The sequence below is a fragment of the Mesorhizobium sp. M0598 genome (genome assembly GCF_040320865.1).
Lineage (GTDB): Bacteria > Pseudomonadota > Alphaproteobacteria > Rhizobiales > Rhizobiaceae > Mesorhizobium.
This window is the reverse complement of the sequence record NZ_JAMYQL010000017.1, coordinates 57387-77118: the sequence shown is the minus strand read 5'-3', so window position 1 is coordinate 77118 and position 19732 is coordinate 57387. Positions and strand designations below refer to the sequence as shown.

Below are 19732 nucleotides of genomic sequence, written 5' to 3'. Positions count from 1 at the left end.
CGCCGCGCAGGCGACGATAAGTGCCAAATGGACATGGTCGATCTCATATTAACGGTGTGCCTTAGCGCCAATCCGGGCAATTGCCGAGATGAACATCTCTATTTCGAGAGCCGCGGCTCTCTGTTCCAATGCATGTTCCTGGCGCCCGCCGAGATCGCAAAATGGTCTCAGGAACATCCGAGTCTCAAGGTCGTGTGCTGGAAATGTGCCGTTCCGAGCAAGGAACGAGCGATTTGATCGACATTCCTGGTTCGTCGACGACCCTACAAGAGGAGACGCCATGATGATTTCGCGGCGCACGACGCTGCGCTTGGCGGCTCTGGGGGCCATCCTCGCCTCAAAGCCGGTTGCCGTCTTTGCGAAAGCTAAGGTCCGAATTGGTGTCCTGAAGTTCGGCACCGTGAGCTGGGAACTCGATACGTTGAAACGCCACAAGCTCGACGAGGCCAACAGGATCGATCTGGAAATCGTCTACTTCGCCGGGGAGGATGCGACCAACGTCGCGCTGCTGGCCGGCGCGATTGACATGATCGTGACCGACTGGCTGTGGGTCTCGCGCCAGCGCTCCGAGGGCGGCGACCTTACATTGGCCCCTTATTCGACCGCCGTGGGGGCAATCATGGTGAAGGAGGAACCGCCGATCCGGACGCTCGCCGACCTCAAGGAAAAGAAAATCGGTGTCGCCGGCGGCCCGCTCGACAAGAGCTGGCTACTGGTCCAGGCGCTGGCCAGACGCGATCACGGCCTCGACCTGCCGACAGCCTGTGACGTCGTCTTTGGCGCGCCGCCGCTGATTTCTGAAAAGGCGATGCAAGGCGAACTCGATGCCGTGCTCAATTTCTGGCATTTCTGCGCCCGGCTCGAGGCCAACGGCTTTCGTCGGTTGATCGGCGCGGATGATGCGGCGAAAGCGCTTGGTGCCTCGGGCCCCGTATCGGCGCTCGGCTACGTCTTCCACGACCAATGGGCGAACGACAATCCGGATGCCGCCCGGGGCTTCGTCAAGGCCTCCAAGCAGGCCAAGGAGTTGCTGGCCAGATCCGATGAAGAATGGCTGCGCCTGGCGCCGCTCATTCGCGCAGAAGGCAAGGAGCTGGAAAAACTGCGCGACCGCTATCGCCAGGGCATCCCCAGACGGCCGGTCGCCGAAGAAGCGGTCGATGCGGGCAAACTCTATCACGTGCTGGCCGCGATAGGCGGCGAGAAGCTGGTTGGCAGGGCGCCCGAGATGGCGCCCGGCACGTTCTGGCCGGAACTCGCGAAATGACCGCAACGGAAGACAAGTCGGGTCGATCCGGCTTTGCGACGCCGCTGACACCAGCGCTGACGGTAACGGTTTCCCTGATTGGACTTTGCCTGCTGTGGGGCCTCGCGGCTCATCTGTGGCAAAGCCGTGCTTTCCCCCCACCAGGGCAGGTCTGGCAGGTACTGCTCAGGGAAGCGGCGAGCGGTGACCTTTTTTATCATCTTGGCGCCACGCTCGGACGGGTTGCTGCGGCGTACGTCGCCGCAATGATTATCGGCTCGGTCATCGGCGTCATCCTCGGCAGCTACCGCGGTGCGGACCGGTTCTTCAGTCCGTGGGTGGTCCTGTTTCTTAACATTCCCGCGCTGGTGGTCATCGTGCTCGCCTATATCTGGTTCGGCCTCAACGAGGCGGCGGCGATTGGCGCAGTTGCCGTGAACAAGATCCCCAATGTCGTGGTGACGATGCGCGAAGGCGCCAGGGCGTTTGATCCGCGTTATGCCGAAATGGCCGCCGTCTACCGCTTCGCCCCACTCGAGCGCATCCGCCATGTCCTGCTGCCGCAACTGCAGCCCTATTTTGCCGCGGCCTCGCGGTCCGGCATCGCCCTCATATGGAAGATCGTCCTGGTGGTCGAACTGCTCGGCCGCTCCAATGGCGTCGGTTTCCAGATCTATCTCTATTTCCAGCTCTTCGACGTCGCCGCCATTCTCGCGTACACGCTGGCTTTCGTGGCGGTGATGCTTGTCATCGAACTTCTCCTGGTGCAGCCCATTGAACGACATGCAACCCGTTGGCGCCGCCGTCCCGCTTAGGGTCGACATCGCCGAAAAGACCTTCAGGTCCGCGCAAGGTGTGTCGATCACGGCGCTTCAGGGTCTGTCCTTCGAGGTCCGGCCGGGCGAATTCGCTTGCCTGTTTGGGCCGTCGGGCTGCGGCAAGACCACGACGTTGCGGATCCTGCTTGGACTGGACAAAGACTTTTCGGGCTCTTTCCAACTGCCGCAAGGCGGCTCGAACCGCATCGCCGCCGTGTTCCAGGAGCCTACTTTGCTGCCATGGCGGACGGTGGAGCAGAATGTCAGGCTGGCGCTGCCGAAAAGCCTAAGAGCGAAGAGTCTCGACGAGCTGTTTGACACTCTCGGCCTCGCCGGCATGCGCTCGCTCTATCCGGCGGAGCTTTCGCTCGGCCTTGCGCGCAGGGCAGCGCTTGCCAGGGCCTTCGCCACCGAACCGGCGGTACTTTTCCTGGACGAACCCTTTGCCTCCATCGACGAACAGACCGCCGAGCGGCTTCGGCAATTGCTTTTGACCGTCTGGTCGGCGCGGCCTACGACCGCCTTGATGGTAACCCACAATCTGCGCGAGGCACTGATGCTGTCGGACCGCATCATCGTGCTTGCGCAGCGCCCTGCCCATGTGCTCGGCATGTTCGACGTAAGCTTGCCGCGGCAACATCGCAACCCACAGGTGATGAGCGACCTTTTGCTGTCGTTCCAGCAAAAATTTCCGGGCGTGGCCTGATCGCCTTACGGCTCGAATGCGGATTGCAAGGTATTTCGCAGCCAATGGCCAATAAAACGGCGAGACTGTGAGGCACCGCCACGCGCGCCTGTTTCGCCTGATTAAAAGCAACGTACGTCGGCTTCAGCCTGCGCGCGTTTCAGTTCCGTGCGCGCCGCCTTCGCTGGCGCGCTTTCGCGAAACAACCCTGCGGCCTCCCCTGTCGTCAGCGACATGCTTTTGAAGGTCTCCGCCCTCTCATAGTGATCGTAAGGAAGGATCGAGGCGATAACATCGATCGAGCAGGAACAGCTTTCAAGCGCCTGACGTGTCTGGCCATTTGTTTGCATGCAGCCGAGCACGTAGTCGGCAATCGTTGCCGTCGGGTAGTCTCCCGCGGCGTTGGCCAAGTTCGCAAAGGCCAGCGTCGCCGCAAAGGCCACCGGCAAGGTGAGAGATCCAACAGACCTTATCATGAGGAACCTCCAGTTGGCCTGGACACCATGCATCCAGACGGGATCATCGCTCCAATTGGCGACGTGCCGCAAAGCCAGTCAAGCTCCCATGGCCTGCGTATACGACCAAAGGAGGAATGCCCTATCGACCGACAAGAGCCAGCTTCATGACCCCCTGCGCACCCTCTTTCACGCGTTCATTTCATGCGTCGCTCACTATCGGCAGCCAGCGAGATGCACGCATACTTACTCCGAGGTGCCTCCTAGAATATATCGAAATAAAGTCAAATGTGTATCACCTTGAGAATACGGGAACAATATGGCTGCTATATGTGTCGCAGCTGGCGGCCATCCTCTTATTAGTTTTTCACCCGATGCTTATTTTACTTGTTTCTAAATATTGCATCGCACCATAATCGATATTGCAGCGCAACGACGCATTGTAGGTTTTTGCTTGCCTGGTCTTTTACGATGACATAGCTTTTCCCTGTTTCCGGCTTCAAGAGCGCCACCGTCATCAGGGAGCGGCGGCAGTCTTTCGAAGACCAAGGGGGGCGGGCGGTAACGGTGCCCTCTGCTTCGGGGTAGGTCGTGACAGCTGCCGGAAAATAACTTCCCAACATGAATTGCTTGGGCAGGCCCCTGTGGGGCTTGACGGTCGATTCTTTACTGTGAACCCGGGAGGATTTTGGATGCGTGTACTTGCGAAAACTACCTACATACTGACGACCGCGGCGTTTTTATCGCTCGGCGCTGCCTATACGGCTTCGGCCAATGAAGACCTTGCAAAGCTCGCATCGGATGCGAAGAACTGGGCGATGCAGACGGGTGACTACGCCAACACCCGCTATTCCAAACTCAACCAGATCACTGCGGACAATGTGAAGAACCTGCAGGTCAAATGGAGCTTTTCCACCGGCGTGCTGCGTGGTCACGAAGGCGGGCCGCTGGTCATCGGCGACGTGATGTATGTCCATACGCCTTTCCCAAACAACGTCTTTGCTCTCGACCTCAAGAATGACGGCAAGATCCTGTGGAAATACGAGCCCAAGCAGGACTCGAACGTCATTCCGATCATGTGCTGCGACACGGTCAATCGCGGTGTCGCCTATGGCGACGGCAAGATCATTCTCAACCAGGCCGACACCACCGTCGTCGCGCTCGATGCCAAGACCGGCAAGGTCGTCTGGTCTGTCAAGAACGGCGATCAGACCGACGGCGGAAAGGGCGAATCCGGCACGTCGGCACCCGTAGTCATCAAGGACAAGGTGCTCGTGGGCGTCTCCGGTGCTGAATTCGGTGTTCGCGGCTGGCTGGCCGCCTACAATCTGAAAGACGGCAAGCTCGCCTGGAAAGCCTATTCGGAAGGTCCTGATGCAGACACCCTTCTCGATCCCGAGAAGACGACTCATCTCGGCAAGCCTGTCGGAAAGGATTCCGGCACGAACACCTGGGAAGGCGAACAGTGGAAGACGGGCGGCGGCACGACATGGGGATGGTATTCCTATGATCCCAAGCTGAACCTGGTTTATTACGGCACTGGCAATCCCTCGACGTGGAATCCGGTCCAGCGCCCAGGCGATAATCGCTGGTCCATGACAATCATGGCTCGCGACGCGGATACCGGTGTTGCCAAATGGCTCTACCAGATGACCCCGCATGATGAGTGGGACTATGACGGCATCAACGAGATGATTCTCGTCGATGGCATGGAAGTCAACGGCGCCAAGCACGACGTGCTGGTGCATTTCGACCGCAACGGCTTTGCCTACACAATGGATCGCGCCACCGGCGAACTTCTCGTCGCCAAAAAATACGATCCGGCAGTGAACTGGGCGACGGAAGTCAACATGGATCCCAAGAGCGACCAGTATGGCCGCCCGCAGGTCGTCGCCAAGTATTCGACCCAGCAGAACGGCGAAGACACCAACTCGACCGGTATCTGCCCGGCCGCGCTTGGAACCAAGGACCAGCAGCCGGCCGCCTACTCGCCGAAGACCGGGTTGTTCTACGTGCCGACCAACCATGTCTGCATGGACTATGAGCCTTACAAAGTGAGCTACACCGCCGGTCAGCCCTATGTGGGCGCCACCGTGTCGATGTATGCGGCGCCCGGCGGTGACGGCAACATGGGCAACTTCATTGCCTGGGATGCAGCCAAGGGTGAGATCGTCTGGTCGAAGCCCGAGCAGTTCTCGGTTTGGTCGGGCGCATTGGCGACAGATGGCGACGTCGTCTTTTACGGTACCCTCGAAGGCTACATCAAGGCGGTCGATAAGGACGGCAAGGAACTTTACAAGTTCAAGACCCCGTCCGGCATCATCGGAAACATCACGACCTATGAGCATGACGGCAAGCAGTACGTCGCCGTTCTGTCCGGCGTCGGTGGATGGGCCGGTATCGGTCTGGCAGGTGGCCTGCTTTCGCCCGATAACGCCGCTGCCTGGCATGGCGCCGTCGATCAGGGCCGTGCGCAGGGCGACGAGACCGCGGTCGTTGGAACCGCTGGTCTGGGTGCCGTCGGCGGTTACGCGGCACTTGCCGACTATACGACGCTGGGTGGTCAGCTCACCGTCTTCGGCCTCCCGGACTGATAACCGGGAAGAGCCTTACGACTAGGTTCGAAAACGAGAGCCCGGGTCACCCGAAGCCGGGAACTGGGCTCTCGATTACGCGCGCACCCAAACACCGATCAATGCCGCTGCACGACGGCAGCCAGTGTCCCTGGCGAATGAAGGAAGAGTCTGAATGATCGTTCGCATTGCAGTTTCCGCTCTCGCCCTGGTCCTGCTGCCTCTGGCCAGCTCAAGTCTGGCACGGGCCGAAGACAGCATGGAAAAAGCCAAGGCGGTGAAGCAAGAAGGAGGCAAATATCTAGATGCGGACGGAAATCCGACCTACAAGATCGAAAACGGAACCGTTGATTGGTACACGTTCAGCGGGTACCGCCGGTATCACTCCGATTGCCATGTCTGTCACGGACAGGACGCAACAGGTTCGAGCTATGCGCCTGCCCTGGTCAATAGTCTAAAAACCATGGATTACGCCACGTTCCTGTCGATCGTCGCCGAGGGCCGCAAGAATGTCGGCGGCGGCAAGGAAAACGTCATGCCTGCCTTTGGCGACAACAAGAACGTCTATTGTTACCTGGACGATCTCTACGTCTATCTGCGCGCGCGCGCAGATGGCGCGGCACCCCGCGGCAGGCCGCCCAAGCACGAAAACAAGGCTCAGGCAGCCAAGGATGCCGAAGCATCCTGCATGGGTGGATGATATGATCGGCTGCACTGCATCGAAGCTGCGCGTCGTTCTGCCGATTCTCGGCGCCCTCGCCTTGCTGCCGTCGAACGTTCTGGCGCAAAATGCCGGGCTTGGCGCTGCGGGCGAACTGGTCGATCCCGACATTCTGCGCGTCTGCGCCGATCCCTCGAATATGCCCTTTACCGACAAGAACGGCCAAGGCTTCGAAAACAAGCTGGCTGAACTGGTTGCCAAGAAGACGGGGCGGAAATCAGTCGCTTACACGTGGTTTCCCACTGTCACCGGCTTTGTGCGAAACACGCTGGGGGCCAACCGATGCGACATCATCATGGGCTACGCCCAAGGCGATGAACTGGTGCAGAACACCAACGCCTACTATCGCTCCGCCTATGTGCTCGTATACCCCAAAGGCAACGGCATGGAAGGCATCGAGACGATCGAAGACCCGAAACTTTCCGGCAAGAGAATCGGCGTCGTCGAAAGCACGCCGCCAACCGCCAACATGGCCGCCAACAAGCTTCTGCGGACCGCCAAGATCTATCCACTCGCGGTGGATACGCGCATCACTCCGTCCATGGGGGAGGTCATGATCAAGGACATGCTCGCCGGCAAGATCGACGCGGCGGTCCTGTGGGGGCCGATGGCAGGTTACTATGCCAAGGAACTCGGAGCCGATGTCACCATTGTTCCGCTGTTGAAGGAAAAAACCGGCTCGCGCATGTCCTACCGCATCACCATGGGCGTACGTCCGTCCGACCAGGAATGGAAACGAACGCTCAACCGGGTGATCAGGGAAAACCAGCCGGAGATGACCAAGCTCCTGCTGGGTTACAATGTGCCGCTGATCGACGAGCACGACAATCCGATCACGCAATAGTTGGGATGGGTCAGGAGGAGGAAAAACCCAGGCGATGAACAATTGAAGAGAAAACTACAGCTACTTTCGATAGTTTTGTTTTTCGGGCCTTTCAAAACCTTGTGTTTCATTTGTCCATTTGAGAACGTGATGGACGAGCCATTGCTTCGGTGCCTGCAATGGTTGGCTAACCACCGGATCGGCCCCTTCGGGCTGGTAGAAGAGGAGAAATGTTATGAAGAAGAGCTGGACAAAACCGACCATGTGTCAGGTTGCTGCGGGCTTTGAAATTTCGCGGTATCTGCCTGCTGAAATTACTCCCAAGAAGTAGGCCGCAGAGGTGCGTGTCCCTGGCAACAGGGGCACGCATCCCCTTGCCGCATGGGATTTTCGTGAAAGATTTTGAGGCACGCGAAGCGAGCGGGACGTTTTTCGCGGCTGCAAATTGGCTGCTGGTCAGAGAAGCCGCGGGGCGGGCTTTTTCATGCGCTTGAGAATCATCGGATCGGCAGCCGGCGGTGGCTTTCCGCAATGGAACTGCAATTATCGTCTGAGCCGTGCGGCTCGCACCGGGATGGCTGGCGTGCATTCACGAACCCAATCAAGTGTCGCCGCGTCGGCGGATGGGCTCGGCTGGGTTCTGTTCAACGCGTCACCCGACATTCGCCAGCAGATCGCGGCAACGCCTGAATTGCAGCCCGCGCACGATGCGCCGCTGCGCTCGACGCCCATTCGCGCGGTGGTGCTGACCAATGCCGATGTCGATCATGTGGCCGGCCTGCTCAGCCTGCGTGAGCGGCAGCCTTTCGCTATCTATGCAACGACACAGGTTCTGGCGACGCTGAAGGCGAATTCGATTTTCAATGTCCTCGATCCGGCGCTCGTGCCGCGACGCATCTTGCCGCCGGCGCAAGAACTGTCGATCTGCGACGCAGACGGCCACGACACCGGGGTGGCTGTCGAGAGCTTTCCCGTGCCCGGGAAGATAGCCCTCTATCTCGAAGAAAGAGGCCAGCCGGATGCCAATTTCAGCTCCGATGCCGGCGACACGATCGGCGTCCGTATCGCCGGTGCCGGCAGTCGCGGCTCCATCTTCTACATCCCCGGCTGCGCCCGCATCGATGCGACCCTGCGCACGCGTCTAGCCGATGCCGCATGCCTTCTGTTCGACGGCACGGTCTTCACCGACGACGAGATGATTGCTGCCGGCGTCGGCCAAAAGACCGGTGCGCGCATGGGGCATCTGGCAATGTCGGGAGACGCAGGGTCGATCGCCAGCTTGGCCGATGTGAGGATCGGCCGCCGTGTCTTCGTCCACATCAACAACACCAATCCTGTTCTGGACGAGAATTCTGCCGAGCAGGCAGCAGTCAAAGCGGCTGGCTGGGAAGTGGCCCGCGACGGGATGGAGATGGACCTTTGAGTGATTTCCACGACGCAGCCAGCAACGGCCTGTCCTCAAGCGAGCTCGAAGCCGTGCTGCGGCAGGTCGGTGCCGAGCGCTATCACAACCGCCATCCTTTCCATCACAGGATGACCAGCGGTGCGCTGTCGCGGACCGAGATGCAGGCCTGGGCGCTGAACCGCTATTGCTATCAGGCTGTCATTCCGCGCAAGGACGCCATGATCCTCGCGCATGCCGAGGATCCGGCGTTTCGCGCCGCCTGGCGCAAACGCATCGAGGATCATGACGGCGAGGACGGCTGGAGCGGCGGTATTGCGCGCTGGTTGCACCTGGCGACCTCGCTCGGTCTCGATGCGGACGCGGTGAAGAGCGAGAGGCTGGCCCTGCCGGCGACACGTTTTGCGGTTGGCGCTTACCTCTCCTTTTGCACGAACCGGACCCTGCTGGAGGCGGTCGCGTCGTCGCTGACCGAGATGTTCTCGCCGCTCATCATCGGCGAGCGGGTACCCGCGATGCTGGCCAGATACGATTATATCACCGGGGACACGCTGGCCTATTTCACCCGACGGCCCGAACAGGCCTCGCGCGACGCCGACTTCGCGCTCGCCTATGTGCTCGAACATGCCGACACGGCGGAACGTCAGCAGCAGGTGATCGATGCACTGGTGTTCAAATGCGATATACTCTGGGCCATGCTCGACGCGCTTCAACACGCCTATGGCGAGCGGGGCGATATCCCGCCCGGCGCCTTCCGTCCGGAGGCAGCCCAATGATGGCACTGCGCGAAAGAGCCATGGTGTCGCTGCAGTCGGTTCCATCGCTGCCGAAGCACGTGCGCATACAGTATGACCCCGTGCGCCAGGCGTTCGCCGTGCTGTCGCCCGAAAAGGTGTTCTGGCCAAACGACATCAGCCTCGACATATTGCGCCGCTGCGATGGGCGGTCCACGGTCGGCCACATCATTGCCGGCCTTGCCGCAGATTATGATGCCGAACAGGAGGCCGTGGCGGCCGACGTCATCGCCTTCCTGCAGGAATGGTCGGACAAGCTGCTGGTCAAGATATGAGCGAGCCCCCTCTCCCCCCGATCGGCATGCTGGCGGAACTGACGCATCGCTGCCCGCTGCAATGCCCCTATTGCTCCAATCCGCTCGAATTGCTGAAGGCCAATCGCGAACTCGACACGCAGAGCTGGCTCGACCTATTCTCGCAGGCCGCCGATCTTGGCGTTCTCCAGGTGCATCTGTCCGGCGGTGAACCGACGCTGCGTCGCGATCTCGAGCAATTGATCGCCGGGCTTTCGGCGCGCGGCGTCTACACCAACCTGATCACCGCCGGTGTCGGCATTGCGGATGGCCGCATCGAGGCATTTGCCGAAGCCGGGCTCGACCATCTGCAACTGAGCTTTCAAGGTGCACGGCCGGCGACCACCGAGCGCATCGGCAATCACAGGGGCAGCCACGAAAAGAAGCTGGAAACGGCACGCCGCGCTCGCGCGGCCGGCTTGCCGCTTACCATCAACGCGCCGATCCATCGCCACAATATCGAGGAGGTACCGGAATTCATCGATCTGGCCCTTTCGCTGGGTGCGGAGCGTCTCGAGATCGCCAACGTGCAGTACGCCGGCTGGGCGCTGACCAATCGCGATCAACTGATGCCCGAGCGTGCTGCCGTCGACCGCCAGGCGGAGATCGTCGCGGCGGCGCGCGAACGGCTCACCGGCATCATGAACATCGATTTCGTCACGCCGGATTATTTCGCCATCTATCCCAAGCCGTGCATGGGTGGCTGGGCGCGCGACGCCTTCATGGTGACGCCGGACGGCACCGTACTGCCATGCCATGCCGCCCAGACGATCCCGTCGCTCGGCTTCGAGCGTTTTGGATCACGCAGCCTGGCCGCGATCTGGACCGATTCCCCGGCATTTAATGCCTTTCGAGGCACGGACTGGATGCAGGAGCCCTGCCGCAACTGTGAGCGGCGCGAGATCGACTGGGGCGGCTGTCGCTGCCAGGCGATGGCAATCGCCGGCGACGCCGCCGCGACGGACCCGGCTTGCGCGAAATCGCCGATCCATGCGCGCATGGCAATGCTGATCGACGAGGCCCAGCGCGCTGCGACGGTTCCTTCGAAGGACGAACCATTCGTCTACCGGCGCATTGGCGTCGTCACCGAGCCCGCCTGACTGCCGACCTATTCCTACGGCCTACCCTCGTGAAAGCCGTTCGGCATGCCACGTCATATGGTCATGCATGAATGTCGAAATGAAAAAATAGGAGTGATCGTATTCGTCCTGCATCCGCAATTTCAACGGAATGCCTGCCTTGGAGCAGGCGTCTTCGAGCAGCCAGGGCCTGAGGCCCTCCTGGAGGAAACCGTCTGACGTTCCCTGATCGACCAGGAATTCCGGGAAACGGTGTCCATCTTCGATGAGCGAAGTGGCATCGTAGCGCCGCCACGAGGCCTTATCCAGGCCGAGATATTTTTCGAAAGCCGGCTTCGACCAGCCGGCTGTGCTTGGCTGCACGATCGGCGCAAAGGCCGAGCAACTTCTGAAACGCGCGGGATTGTTCAGTGCGATCGTCAGCGCGCCATGCCCGCCCATCGAATGGCCGAAGATCGACTGGCGCGCCATATCGGCGGGAAATTCGCGCCCGATCACGGCTGGCAGCTCCTCGACGATATAGGAATACATGCGATAGTTCTTGGCATACGGCTCTTGCGTCGCGTCGAGGTAGAAACCGGCGCCGCTGCCGAACTGCCAATTGTCCTTTTCATCCGGAATGTCGGCACCACGCGGGCTGGTGTCGGGACAGACAACGATCAAGCCAAGTTCGGCGGCAATACGTCTGTATTCGCCTTTTTCCATTACATTCGCATGGGTGCAGCTGAGCCCGGAGAGGTACCACACCACGGGGCAACGGCTTTCCCGTGCCTGCGGAGGCACGAAAATGGCAAACGTCATTTCGCACGAGCAGCTCGTCGAAAGATGAGAGTAAACATGCTGGGCGCCGCCATGCGACTTGGCAGTCGAGACGAGTTTCGGGTGCTCTGGCATATATTCTTCTCCACCAATTACCGCCGACCGTAGGCTCTACGACATCAAGGGTGATCGCGGCAACCTTGGTGGGCCGGGTGGCGCGCGGGGCTCTTGATCGGAGCCGGGATGGCCTGCCTTCGCCGACCGTCTTGGCGCAGCAAGGCGCGAGAGGCCACTCGCTGGCGCAGCGTTGCCCAGCAAGCCATACGGGCCAGGCTGGGCGATTGTTGGCGATGCTGGCTATAACAAGGACGCACTCACTGCGCAGGCATCGGCGATGCTTCCGGGACGCCGAACTCTGCGCAAATGCACTTGCCCTGGCTTTCAGTGGCGACAGCCGCTTCGACGCGGCTATGGCGGACGAGCACGCACGCGTCATCGCGTGGGCTCGCAGCAAGCGCGACAGGGTACCGAGCAAGAACTTGTGAGCCGACGGCTATTCCCGACCGTCGAAAGCCACGGACAGGCCCAGGGCCTAGAAATAGCCGAGTATGGATTTTACCTCGAGATACTCCAACATGCCCTCGATCCCATATTCGCGTCCGTTTCCGGACTGCTTGAAACCGCCAAACGGGGCGTGCGGATCCCAGGCCGGGTAGTTGAGATGCACCTGACCGGAGCGGATCCGCGAGGCCACGTCCCTGACGGCGTCCACATCCTGGCCCTGCACATGGGCCCCCAGACCGTAGACCGTGTCGTTGGCGATGGTGACGGCCTCCTCGATTGTGTCGTAGGGGATGATGCAGAGAACTGGCCCGAAGACCTCTTCCTGGGCAATACGCATGGTCGTGCGCACGTCGGAAAAGATGGTCGGCCTCACATAGAACCCGACGTTCAGATCGTGCGCACGGCCCGGTCCGCCGGTGAGGAGCCTGGCGCCCTCAGAAATGCCGACGCCGATCATGGTTTGGATGCGGTCGAATTGGGCACGGTTTGCGATTGCACCGTGAGTTGTGGCTTCGCAAAGCGGATCGCCAATGACGATCTGGGCTGCGGCCCTTTTGGCGATTGCCTCGATCTCGGAGAGCAGCGCGCGTGGCACGATCATGCGCGTCGGGGCGCTGCATGACTGGCCGAGATTGCGGAAGGCGGCGGCTACGCCCAGAGAAACGGCGCGATCGAGATCTGCGTCCGGCAGGATCACGTTCGGCGACTTGCCGCCCAGCTCCTGCGCGACACGCTTGACCGTGGTCGCTCCCGCCTGGGCCACCGCAATGCCCGCGCGGGTGGACCCGGTAATGGAGATCATGTCGACATCCGGATGGGAGGCGAGACCCATACCCACGCCTGGACCATCACCTTGCAGGAGGTTGAAAACCCCGGCAGGGAAGCCGGCTTCCTCGATTGCCTCGGCGAACAGCAGGGCGTCCAAGGGAGAAAGCTCACTCGGCTTCAGCACGATCGTGCAGCCTGCAGCGAGCGCCGGCGAAACCTTGGCGGTGATCTGGTAAAGTGGCCAGTTCCACGGAGTGATCAAGGCGCAGACACCGATCGGTTCGTGGGTGACGGCGGTTTGCCCCCGTTGCTTGACGAAGCGAAAGTCTGTCAGCACATCGCGAGCGACCTTAACATGCGTGATCGCCAGCGGCACCTGGGCGCTGCGCGCATAGCCGATCGCCGCGCCCATTTCGAGGCTCAGGCATTGAGCCAGCAGTTCGCCGCGCGCCTCGAGCAGCGCTTGCAGGCGATCGAGCAGACCCGCGCGGTCTTCTGGCGTGGTCCGACTCCAGGAGGCGAATGCCCGGCGAGCCGCTGCAACGGCCGCGTCAACGTCCTCGCCATTTCCAAGCGGAAACTGGCTCACAACCTCTTCTGTGGCGGGATTGACGACGACGCCCGTCGCGGTGCCGCTCGGCTCAACCCATTGACCGTCGATGAAGAACTTGTCCAGGTGGCCGTTGCGGGCCAGGTGTTCGAGGGGTGTCATCACCCTACAAGGTCCTTCATGCGGTAATAGGCGCCGAGAATCGGCAGGAACCAGGGGCGCCCGAAATAACCGGGGATCGCTGGCCAGTCGAAATCCTTCCAGGGATTGAGCTCGGGGCGCCCGTCCATGACGTCGGCCATGATGGTGCCCATCAACGTCGACATCTGGGTCCCGTGTCCGCTATAGCCCATCGAGTAATAGATGCCATCGCGCTCTCCGGCGCGCGGCAGGCGATCGCGGGTCATATCGACCATGCCGCCCCAGCAGTAGTCGATGCGGGTGCCGGCCAGTTCCGGAAAGACCTCGACCATCGCCGCCTTGAGTATCCGGCCGCTTTTTTCGTCGGATTGAGGGTTGGACACGGCAAAGCGCGCCCTCCCGCCGAACAGAAGGCGATTGTCCGGCGTGAGCCGCCAGTAGACAACGAGATTGCGCGTGTCGACGACCATGCGCCCAGTCGGCATGAGACGCCTAAGGTGGTCGGGCGACAGCGGCTCGGTCACGATCAGAAATGCGCCGACCGGGATCATGCGCCGGCGGATCCAGCCGAGCGGGCCAACCTGGGAAATGCCGCTTGCCAACAGGACCTGCCGCGCGACGATCTTGCCCTTTGGCGTCGTTACCTCATGCCCGCCTGAAACCTTGCGCATCGCCATGACGGGCGAGCGTTCATGGACCTCTGCGCCACGCCGGGCAGCGGCGGTCGCGAGGCCCCGGACGAACCGGCCGACATGCATGCCCGCGCTCTTGGGAAAGAGCAGCCCGCCATGGTAGCGGCTGGTGCCGACTTCGGTTCGCAGCTCCTCGCGCGCGATCATCCTGGTGTCGGGATCGACATTGGCAGCCAGTAGTTCCTGGCTGCGCGCCAGCATGTCGTAGTGCTCGGGCTTGGCGGCAAGCTTGAGCTTGCCGACGCGGGAGAAGCTGCAGTCGATCTTCTCTTCCTGCACCAACCGCTCGACCATATCGACGCCGGCGTCAAAAGCCTTGTAGAGCGCATTTGCGGCCGGCTTGCCGTGCTTGCCAGCCATGATTGCATAGTTCTGGGCAAAGCCGTTGTTGCACATGCCGCCATTGCGGCCGGACGCGGCATTGCCGATCGTTTCGGCCTCCAACAGGGCAACCCGGGCGCCCTTTTTGGCAAGGGCCAGCGCGGCGGAGGAGCCGGTCAAGCCGCCGCCCACAATCGCCACGTCGTAGTGGCCTTCGAGCGGTTTGGACGACCCTTCATTGAACGGCTGAGACGTATCCAGCCAGTAAGAGGTAAACTTCATTTTCTTGACCACCAGTGTTGATTTGAGTGGGGCGACATCCGAGCGTAGTCGCGCGCCTACCAGCCGCGCATCCGCTCCCAACGCGCTTCAATCTTGGGGCTGTCCAGGTTGACGACGCTGTAGAAATCATGCTGGGCGGCCATCGCACACGCATGGTTGGGCACAATCCGGACCCGAGTCCCGAGCGGCAACTCGGGCATGGACTTTCCAGAACCGGCACGAATGGCGAGGATACCGTGTTCCTGGCTGGCCTGGGCCACGATCACATCTTCAAGCACCCGCCCCTTTTCGTCGCAGACCACGCCGTAACCCTGGTCGATCTGCTGGTTTGCGGTTCCCCGGTCGCGCGAAAGCGCCATCCATCCAGCGTCGACCAGCACCCATCCCTTTTCCGGCTTGGACCCGATCACCGTGGCCAATACGGAAATCGCGATGTCGTCGAGTTCGCACACCCCAACGCCGTGCTGGACCAGGTCGAAGAACATGTAGACCCCGGCGCGCAGCTCCGTGACCCCCTCAAGATTGCTGGCGAAATGCGCTGTCGGCGTTGAGCCGACGCTGACGATCGGGCAGGCATGGCCATGGGCGCGCAGGACTTCAGCGGCGCGCACCGTGGCTGAACGCTCGTTCTCGCCTGCCTTGACCAGCGCATCGGGCGTGTTCAAGCCATAGGATTCGCCTGCATGGGCGAGAACGCCGACGAGTTTGGCACTGGCCGCGACGACACTGCCGGCCACGTCGAGCAACTTCGGGTCGTCCGGCCTCAACCCACCGCGATGGTCATCGCAGTCCAGTTCGATGAAAACAGATGGGGTCATACCGGTGGCTTCGCGGACGCTGGCCAGGGCATCGGCCTGCCCGACCGAATCGAGCAACAGCTTCACATCAGCGCCGGTGCGGCGACAAAGCTCCATGGCTCGCTTGGCCGAGGCCGGCGAGATGCCGACCGCGTAGGTGATGTCTCGAAAGCCATGGCCCGCGAAATACTCCGCCTCGGCGATGGTCGAGACCGTGATCGGACCGCGTTCGCGATGGAACGCGTATCGGGCGACATCGATGCTCTTGGCCGTCTTCATATGCGGGCGCAGCACCACGCCAAGCTTCCTGGCGCGCTCAGCCAGACCCTTGATGTTGTGCTCGAGCCGGCCACGGTCGAGAAGCAGCGTCGGGGTGACCAAGGCGTCGATCGTCCTAGCCGTCTCGCTCACCGCCAGGCTTGCCGCCATCTTATTCATAGACTCGTTTCCTAAGTGAACGACTGGTTTGCCAACGCATACATATGGGCTGGCCCCTCGGCGACGGGTCGTTGTCCTTTGACCATGGCGGTCGCACTGCCGGACCGCTGCAGGCCAAGGCTCGCAAGCCAATCGCCCAATCCATCCTCGGCATAGACGTCGATGCGAACGAATTGATTGTGAAGCTTCGAAAGCTGGGCCAGGATCAGAAGCCGCGCGTCGTGGTCGCTCTCGGCTGCACAAGGGCCGACGACATAGCCGCGGCCAAACCTCCTCGCGACAGCGTAGCCTGCAATCCGTCCCCTGCGCTCAATGACCAATGCGTTGCCCACATCGGCGAGCGCAGCCACCATCGGCAGCCGGGGCATGCCCGTGGCCCGTTTGTCGAAGGCCTGGATTGCCGCGAGGTCAGAGGCTGTCGCTCGACGGATGTCGTCGCGGGTACTCCGCGTCACGGCGAAAGCCAGCGAGCCCTGGTGCTGAAGCACCGTGCCCCATGCAGTGAAGCCGCGTCGCTTGTAGAGCGCCAGCCCCTCTTCGGTTGAGTTGAGTAGCAGGTTGCGACCGTGTGTCGCCTCAAGCAATCCATCAAAGAGCCGGGCGCCGTTGCCACCGCCTTGCGCGGAGCCAGTAACTATGATCATCCCGACCGAGGCATAGGACTGTCCGTAATTCCAGGACATGGCCGTGCCAATCACCTGTCCTGCCCGCTCAAGGACCAGGCCATTGCCGACCATCAGGGCAAATTCCCAATCCTCCTGACGGTAGGGCCAGGCCATCTCCTGCGACAGCTTCAGTGCGCCCGGCAAATGGCGGGTTTCGAATTTCATCAGCTCGATCGGGGCGCTGACGATATCTCTGTCATGCTCAAAGGCCATAAGGTGCAACGCTGTCAAGTTGATCCAGAGTCGGATTGAAGTCGGATCTTAGAGTCGCGCCCGGCGGACAGATTTCGCTGCTGTTTTGCCCCTTCAAATCAGCGGTATTATTCGTTTTATGCAGTTCCTCGGCATGCCAAATCGTGCAAATCGGGCGAGGAATACCTGGCACCTTGAATCGCCGCTTCGTGTTGCCCGATCGGCGATGCCCAGGAGGAATTTTGGATGATCTACATCAGCGAAGAGGAGTCAGCCGCCCTCGTCACGCATGAACTTGCTTTCGAGGCGGCGCGCGAGGCTCTCGTGGCGGCAGCATCGCGGCAGAGCTGGGTCTTTCCGGCTGTTCTCGGGCGCACACAGGAGGTGACCAATACCTTCTCAATCAAATCCGGTTCGTCGGGCGAGCTGAACGGCGTGAAAATTGGCTCCTTCTGGTCGGGCAACCCGGCACGTGGCCTTCCCCGCCACAACTCGACCATCGTGCTGCTCGATCAGCATACAGGTCGGCTCGGCGCCGTAGTCGAGGCCGGGAAGGTCAACGCCTACAGGACGGCCGCCGCCGACGCGGTTGCGGCCGATCTTCTTGCGCGCAAGCAAGCCAAGGTTCTGGCGATCTTCGGGGCCGGCAACCAGGCGAGCTTCGAAGTGATGGCGCTGGCACGCATCCGCCCAATCGAAACCGTGCTGGTCGTGGCCCGGCCTTCGCCGCGGCGCGACGCTTTTGTCGATCAGATCGGCGAAAGGGGACTGAAGGCGCGCGCTGCCTTGCCGGAAGAAGCCGTGCGCACGGCCGACATCGTGGTGACGGCGACACCCGCACGCGAACCGCTGTTCAATGCCGCTTGGGTGGGACCCGGAACCCATATCGTCAGCATCGGGTCGGATGCTCCGGGTAAACGCGAATTGCCGAGCGAATTATTTCCCAAGGCACGTCTGTTTTGTGATCTGCTTTCCCAGTCCGTCCAGATCGGCGAGTTCCAATACGTGCGGGACGAAATCGACGCCGGCGTGCTTGCGGTAACACCAATCGGCGACGTTATTGAAAGGCGTGCGCTCGGACGCCGCTTCGACAATGAGGTCACGGTCTTCGACAGTTCCGGCATCTCCCTGCAGGACCTCTACATGGCCGACGCGCTGATCCGCGCAAAGGCGTCCCACCGCTGATCAGTTTCGCACCAGGCCCCAGTCCCGACGGATTTTTCGGCACTCTCCGGCAACAAGGTGACCCCGCGCGATCCTGCAGTCGTGTCAGCGGCGGGCGCGCCAAAGGGTTGCCCGCATGAACCACGGATCGCCCCCGATGTCGGCGACTAGCGTCTGGCGCGCCAGAAGGCGAGACGGTCCTGCAACCGATAGCCCTGGATAATCGCCGGCATGAACCACGGATTGCCACGATAGAGCGGGACGGCCGAAGGCGGTCGAAAGTCGAACGCAGTGCGCGACTGCTCGCCATGCCCCATCAACTTGTGGGCCGCACGCATGCCAATCCATGGCGCCCAGACCACGCCCGAACCGCAGAAGCCAGTTGCATAGACCACGCCGTCCTTCTCGAAGATGCGGGGCAGCATGTCTCGGTTCATCGCCACATTGCCGAACCAGCAATGCGAAAGGCGCACGTTCTCCAACTCCGGGAAAAGGTTCACCAGGCCCTTGCGAAGGAGAAGTTTCGGCGCCGCCGGATCGCCGACGCGGGAACTGTCACGGCCCCCCAGCAGGATACGTTTTCCGTCGGGCGAGGGACGATAATAGAAACCGAGTTGCCGGTTCTCGGTGATCGTCATCAGCTTCGGCATCAGCCGCGCCATGATATCGGGCGCAAGTTCTTCGGTCACGATGATCCGGCTGCGAACCGGAACCAGGCGGCGGCGCAGGAAGGGAGCGGCGCCGTCGGTATAGCCGTTGGTACAGACCAGAACCTGCCGTGCATCCACCGTCCCTGCCGAAGTCGCGACGCGGAACCCCGAACCGTTCCTCTCGATCGACTTGACCACTGTATGCGAATGGACCGTCAACCCGGATGCGAGCGCCACCCGCAGGAGCTCAGCATGGAATTTTGCGGGGTGCAGCCCGCCAATGTCCATCCGAACAGTCCCGCCGCGGTAGAAGTCGGTGCCGATATAATTTCGCTGCTCGGCATGCGGAACCGCGTAGGACTCGATCCCCAGTTTCTTCGCCAGCGTCTCGGCGCCCCGCGCCATCTTCTCATACTGTTCATATCCGAAAGCGCCTTTGAACTGGCCAACCAGTCGGAAGTCGCAGTCGAGCCCTTCGGTCTTGATGAAGTCGTAGAGGAATTCGCGTGCGACCTTGCCCTCGGCCTCGATCGCCATGGCCTTCTCTTCCCCGAAGCGCCGGGTGATCGTGGCATAGTCCGGCCGGATGGTCCCGCTCGTAATCCCGCCGTTGCGGGTGGAAGCACCCTCGCCCGGATTCATCGCATCAAAGGCTGCGACCGAGCGCCCTTCGCGCGCCAGCGCAAGCCCGGCCGAAAGCCCGGCATAACCGGCGCCGACAATTGCCACGTCAAGGTTCTTTGCGACCGGCTGTCGCGGCCGCGGCATGACGGGCGCTGCTTCCCACCAGTAGGGTGTGTTCTTGTCGGCGATATGAGGCTCTTGCACGTGGCTGACTTCTCGCTGCATTGCAGGGGTAA

The 19732-nt window shown here is 61.4% G+C and carries 19 protein-coding genes; 11 read left to right on the top strand and 8 right to left on the bottom strand.

Annotation, left to right across the window (positions count from 1 at the left end):
* Positions 1–280 precede the first annotated feature (280 nt).
* From NKI59_RS20885 to NKI59_RS20875, 3 genes are read left to right on the top strand one after another with little or no spacing between them, the layout of a single operon-like run.
* Positions 281–1267, top strand: a complete 987-nt coding sequence (locus NKI59_RS20885) for an ABC transporter substrate-binding protein (RefSeq protein WP_352706490.1) — start codon at positions 281–283, stop codon at positions 1265–1267.
* Positions 1264–2061, top strand: a complete 798-nt coding sequence (locus NKI59_RS20880; RefSeq protein ID WP_352593998.1) for an ABC transporter permease — start codon at positions 1264–1266, stop codon at positions 2059–2061. The genes NKI59_RS20885 and NKI59_RS20880 overlap by 4 nt, the downstream gene beginning before the upstream one ends.
* A complete protein-coding gene (locus NKI59_RS20875) occupies positions 2030–2770 on the top strand; it encodes an ABC transporter ATP-binding protein (protein ID WP_352706552.1) in 741 nt (246 codons plus the stop codon). Before NKI59_RS20880 ends, NKI59_RS20875 begins: the two co-directional genes overlap by 32 nt.
* Positions 2771–2871: 101 nt before the next feature.
* On the opposite strand, the gene NKI59_RS20870 is transcribed toward NKI59_RS20875, so the two are convergent.
* Positions 2872–3225, bottom strand: a complete 354-nt coding sequence (locus NKI59_RS20870; protein WP_023678826.1) for a hypothetical protein — start codon at positions 3223–3225, stop codon at positions 2872–2874.
* Between the two features lie 671 nt (positions 3226–3896).
* Between NKI59_RS20870 and NKI59_RS20865 the strand changes: the two genes are divergently transcribed.
* The 3 genes from NKI59_RS20865 (at position 3897) to NKI59_RS20855 (ending at position 7342) form a co-directional block, all read left to right on the top strand.
* A complete protein-coding gene (locus NKI59_RS20865) occupies positions 3897–5798 on the top strand; it encodes a methanol/ethanol family PQQ-dependent dehydrogenase (protein WP_352706488.1) in 1902 nt (633 codons plus the stop codon).
* Positions 5799–5952: 154 nt separating this feature from the next.
* On the top strand, positions 5953–6477 hold the full coding sequence (locus tag NKI59_RS20860) for a c-type cytochrome, methanol metabolism-related (protein WP_352622911.1): 525 nt from the start codon (positions 5953–5955) through the stop codon (positions 6475–6477).
* A 1-nt stretch (position 6478) separates the two neighbouring features.
* On the top strand, positions 6479–7342 hold the full coding sequence (locus tag NKI59_RS20855; RefSeq protein WP_352640989.1) for a substrate-binding domain-containing protein: 864 nt from the start codon (positions 6479–6481) through the stop codon (positions 7340–7342).
* A 60-nt stretch (positions 7343–7402) separates the two neighbouring features.
* On the opposite strand, the gene NKI59_RS20850 is transcribed toward NKI59_RS20855, so the two are convergent.
* Positions 7403–7585 (bottom strand): hypothetical protein, encoded by a 183-nt coding sequence (locus NKI59_RS20850; protein WP_352622912.1) that lies wholly within the window; start codon positions 7583–7585, stop codon positions 7403–7405.
* Positions 7586–7805: 220 nt separating this feature from the next.
* Here NKI59_RS20850 and pqqB point away from each other — a divergent pair, with 220 nt between their 5' ends.
* From pqqB to pqqE, 4 genes are read left to right on the top strand one after another with little or no spacing between them, the layout of a single operon-like run.
* The gene (gene pqqB, locus NKI59_RS20845; protein ID WP_352593995.1) at positions 7806–8744 is read left to right on the top strand and encodes a pyrroloquinoline quinone biosynthesis protein PqqB; all 939 of its coding nucleotides are present in this window, start codon (positions 7806–7808) and stop codon (positions 8742–8744) included.
* On the top strand, positions 8741–9499 hold the full coding sequence (gene pqqC / locus NKI59_RS20840; RefSeq protein WP_352706486.1) for a pyrroloquinoline-quinone synthase PqqC: 759 nt from the start codon (positions 8741–8743) through the stop codon (positions 9497–9499). The genes pqqB and pqqC overlap by 4 nt, the downstream gene beginning before the upstream one ends.
* Positions 9496–9792 (top strand): pyrroloquinoline quinone biosynthesis peptide chaperone PqqD, encoded by a 297-nt coding sequence (gene pqqD, locus NKI59_RS20835; protein ID WP_352622914.1) that lies wholly within the window; start codon positions 9496–9498, stop codon positions 9790–9792. The genes pqqC and pqqD overlap by 4 nt, the downstream gene beginning before the upstream one ends.
* The gene (gene pqqE / locus NKI59_RS20830; RefSeq protein WP_352622915.1) at positions 9789–10910 is read left to right on the top strand and encodes a pyrroloquinoline quinone biosynthesis protein PqqE; all 1122 of its coding nucleotides are present in this window, start codon (positions 9789–9791) and stop codon (positions 10908–10910) included. The genes pqqD and pqqE overlap by 4 nt, the downstream gene beginning before the upstream one ends.
* Before the next feature lie 21 nt (positions 10911–10931).
* On the opposite strand, the gene fghA is transcribed toward pqqE, so the two are convergent.
* From fghA to NKI59_RS20805, 5 genes are all read right to left on the bottom strand, one after another.
* A complete protein-coding gene (fghA, locus tag NKI59_RS20825; protein WP_352593991.1) occupies positions 10932–11783 on the bottom strand; it encodes an S-formylglutathione hydrolase in 852 nt (283 codons plus the stop codon).
* A 457-nt stretch (positions 11784–12240) separates the two neighbouring features.
* Positions 12241–13695: an aldehyde dehydrogenase family protein gene (locus NKI59_RS20820; RefSeq protein ID WP_352622916.1), complete on the bottom strand. Its 1455-nt coding sequence runs from the start codon at positions 13693–13695 to the stop codon at positions 12241–12243.
* The gene (locus tag NKI59_RS20815) at positions 13692–14966 is read right to left on the bottom strand and encodes an NAD(P)/FAD-dependent oxidoreductase (protein WP_352706484.1); all 1275 of its coding nucleotides are present in this window, start codon (positions 14964–14966) and stop codon (positions 13692–13694) included. Before NKI59_RS20815 ends, NKI59_RS20820 begins: the two co-directional genes overlap by 4 nt.
* Positions 14967–15022: 56 nt before the next feature.
* Entirely contained in the window at positions 15023–16201 is a 1179-nt protein-coding gene (locus NKI59_RS20810; protein ID WP_352706482.1) for an alanine racemase, read from the bottom strand.
* A gap of 11 nt (positions 16202–16212) precedes the next feature.
* Positions 16213–17010 (bottom strand): GNAT family N-acetyltransferase, encoded by a 798-nt coding sequence (locus tag NKI59_RS20805; protein WP_352706479.1) that lies wholly within the window; start codon positions 17008–17010, stop codon positions 16213–16215.
* Between the two features lie 294 nt (positions 17011–17304).
* On the opposite strand from NKI59_RS20805, the gene NKI59_RS20800 reads away from it, so the two are divergent.
* The gene (locus tag NKI59_RS20800) at positions 17305–18243 is read left to right on the top strand and encodes an ornithine cyclodeaminase family protein (RefSeq protein WP_352622919.1); all 939 of its coding nucleotides are present in this window, start codon (positions 17305–17307) and stop codon (positions 18241–18243) included.
* A gap of 146 nt (positions 18244–18389) precedes the next feature.
* Here NKI59_RS20800 and NKI59_RS20795 read toward each other — a convergent pair whose 3' ends face one another.
* Positions 18390–19721, bottom strand: coding sequence for an NAD(P)/FAD-dependent oxidoreductase (locus NKI59_RS20795; protein ID WP_502897447.1), 1332 nt, complete (start codon positions 19719–19721; stop codon positions 18390–18392).
* Between the last annotated feature and the right edge of the window lie 11 nt (positions 19722–19732).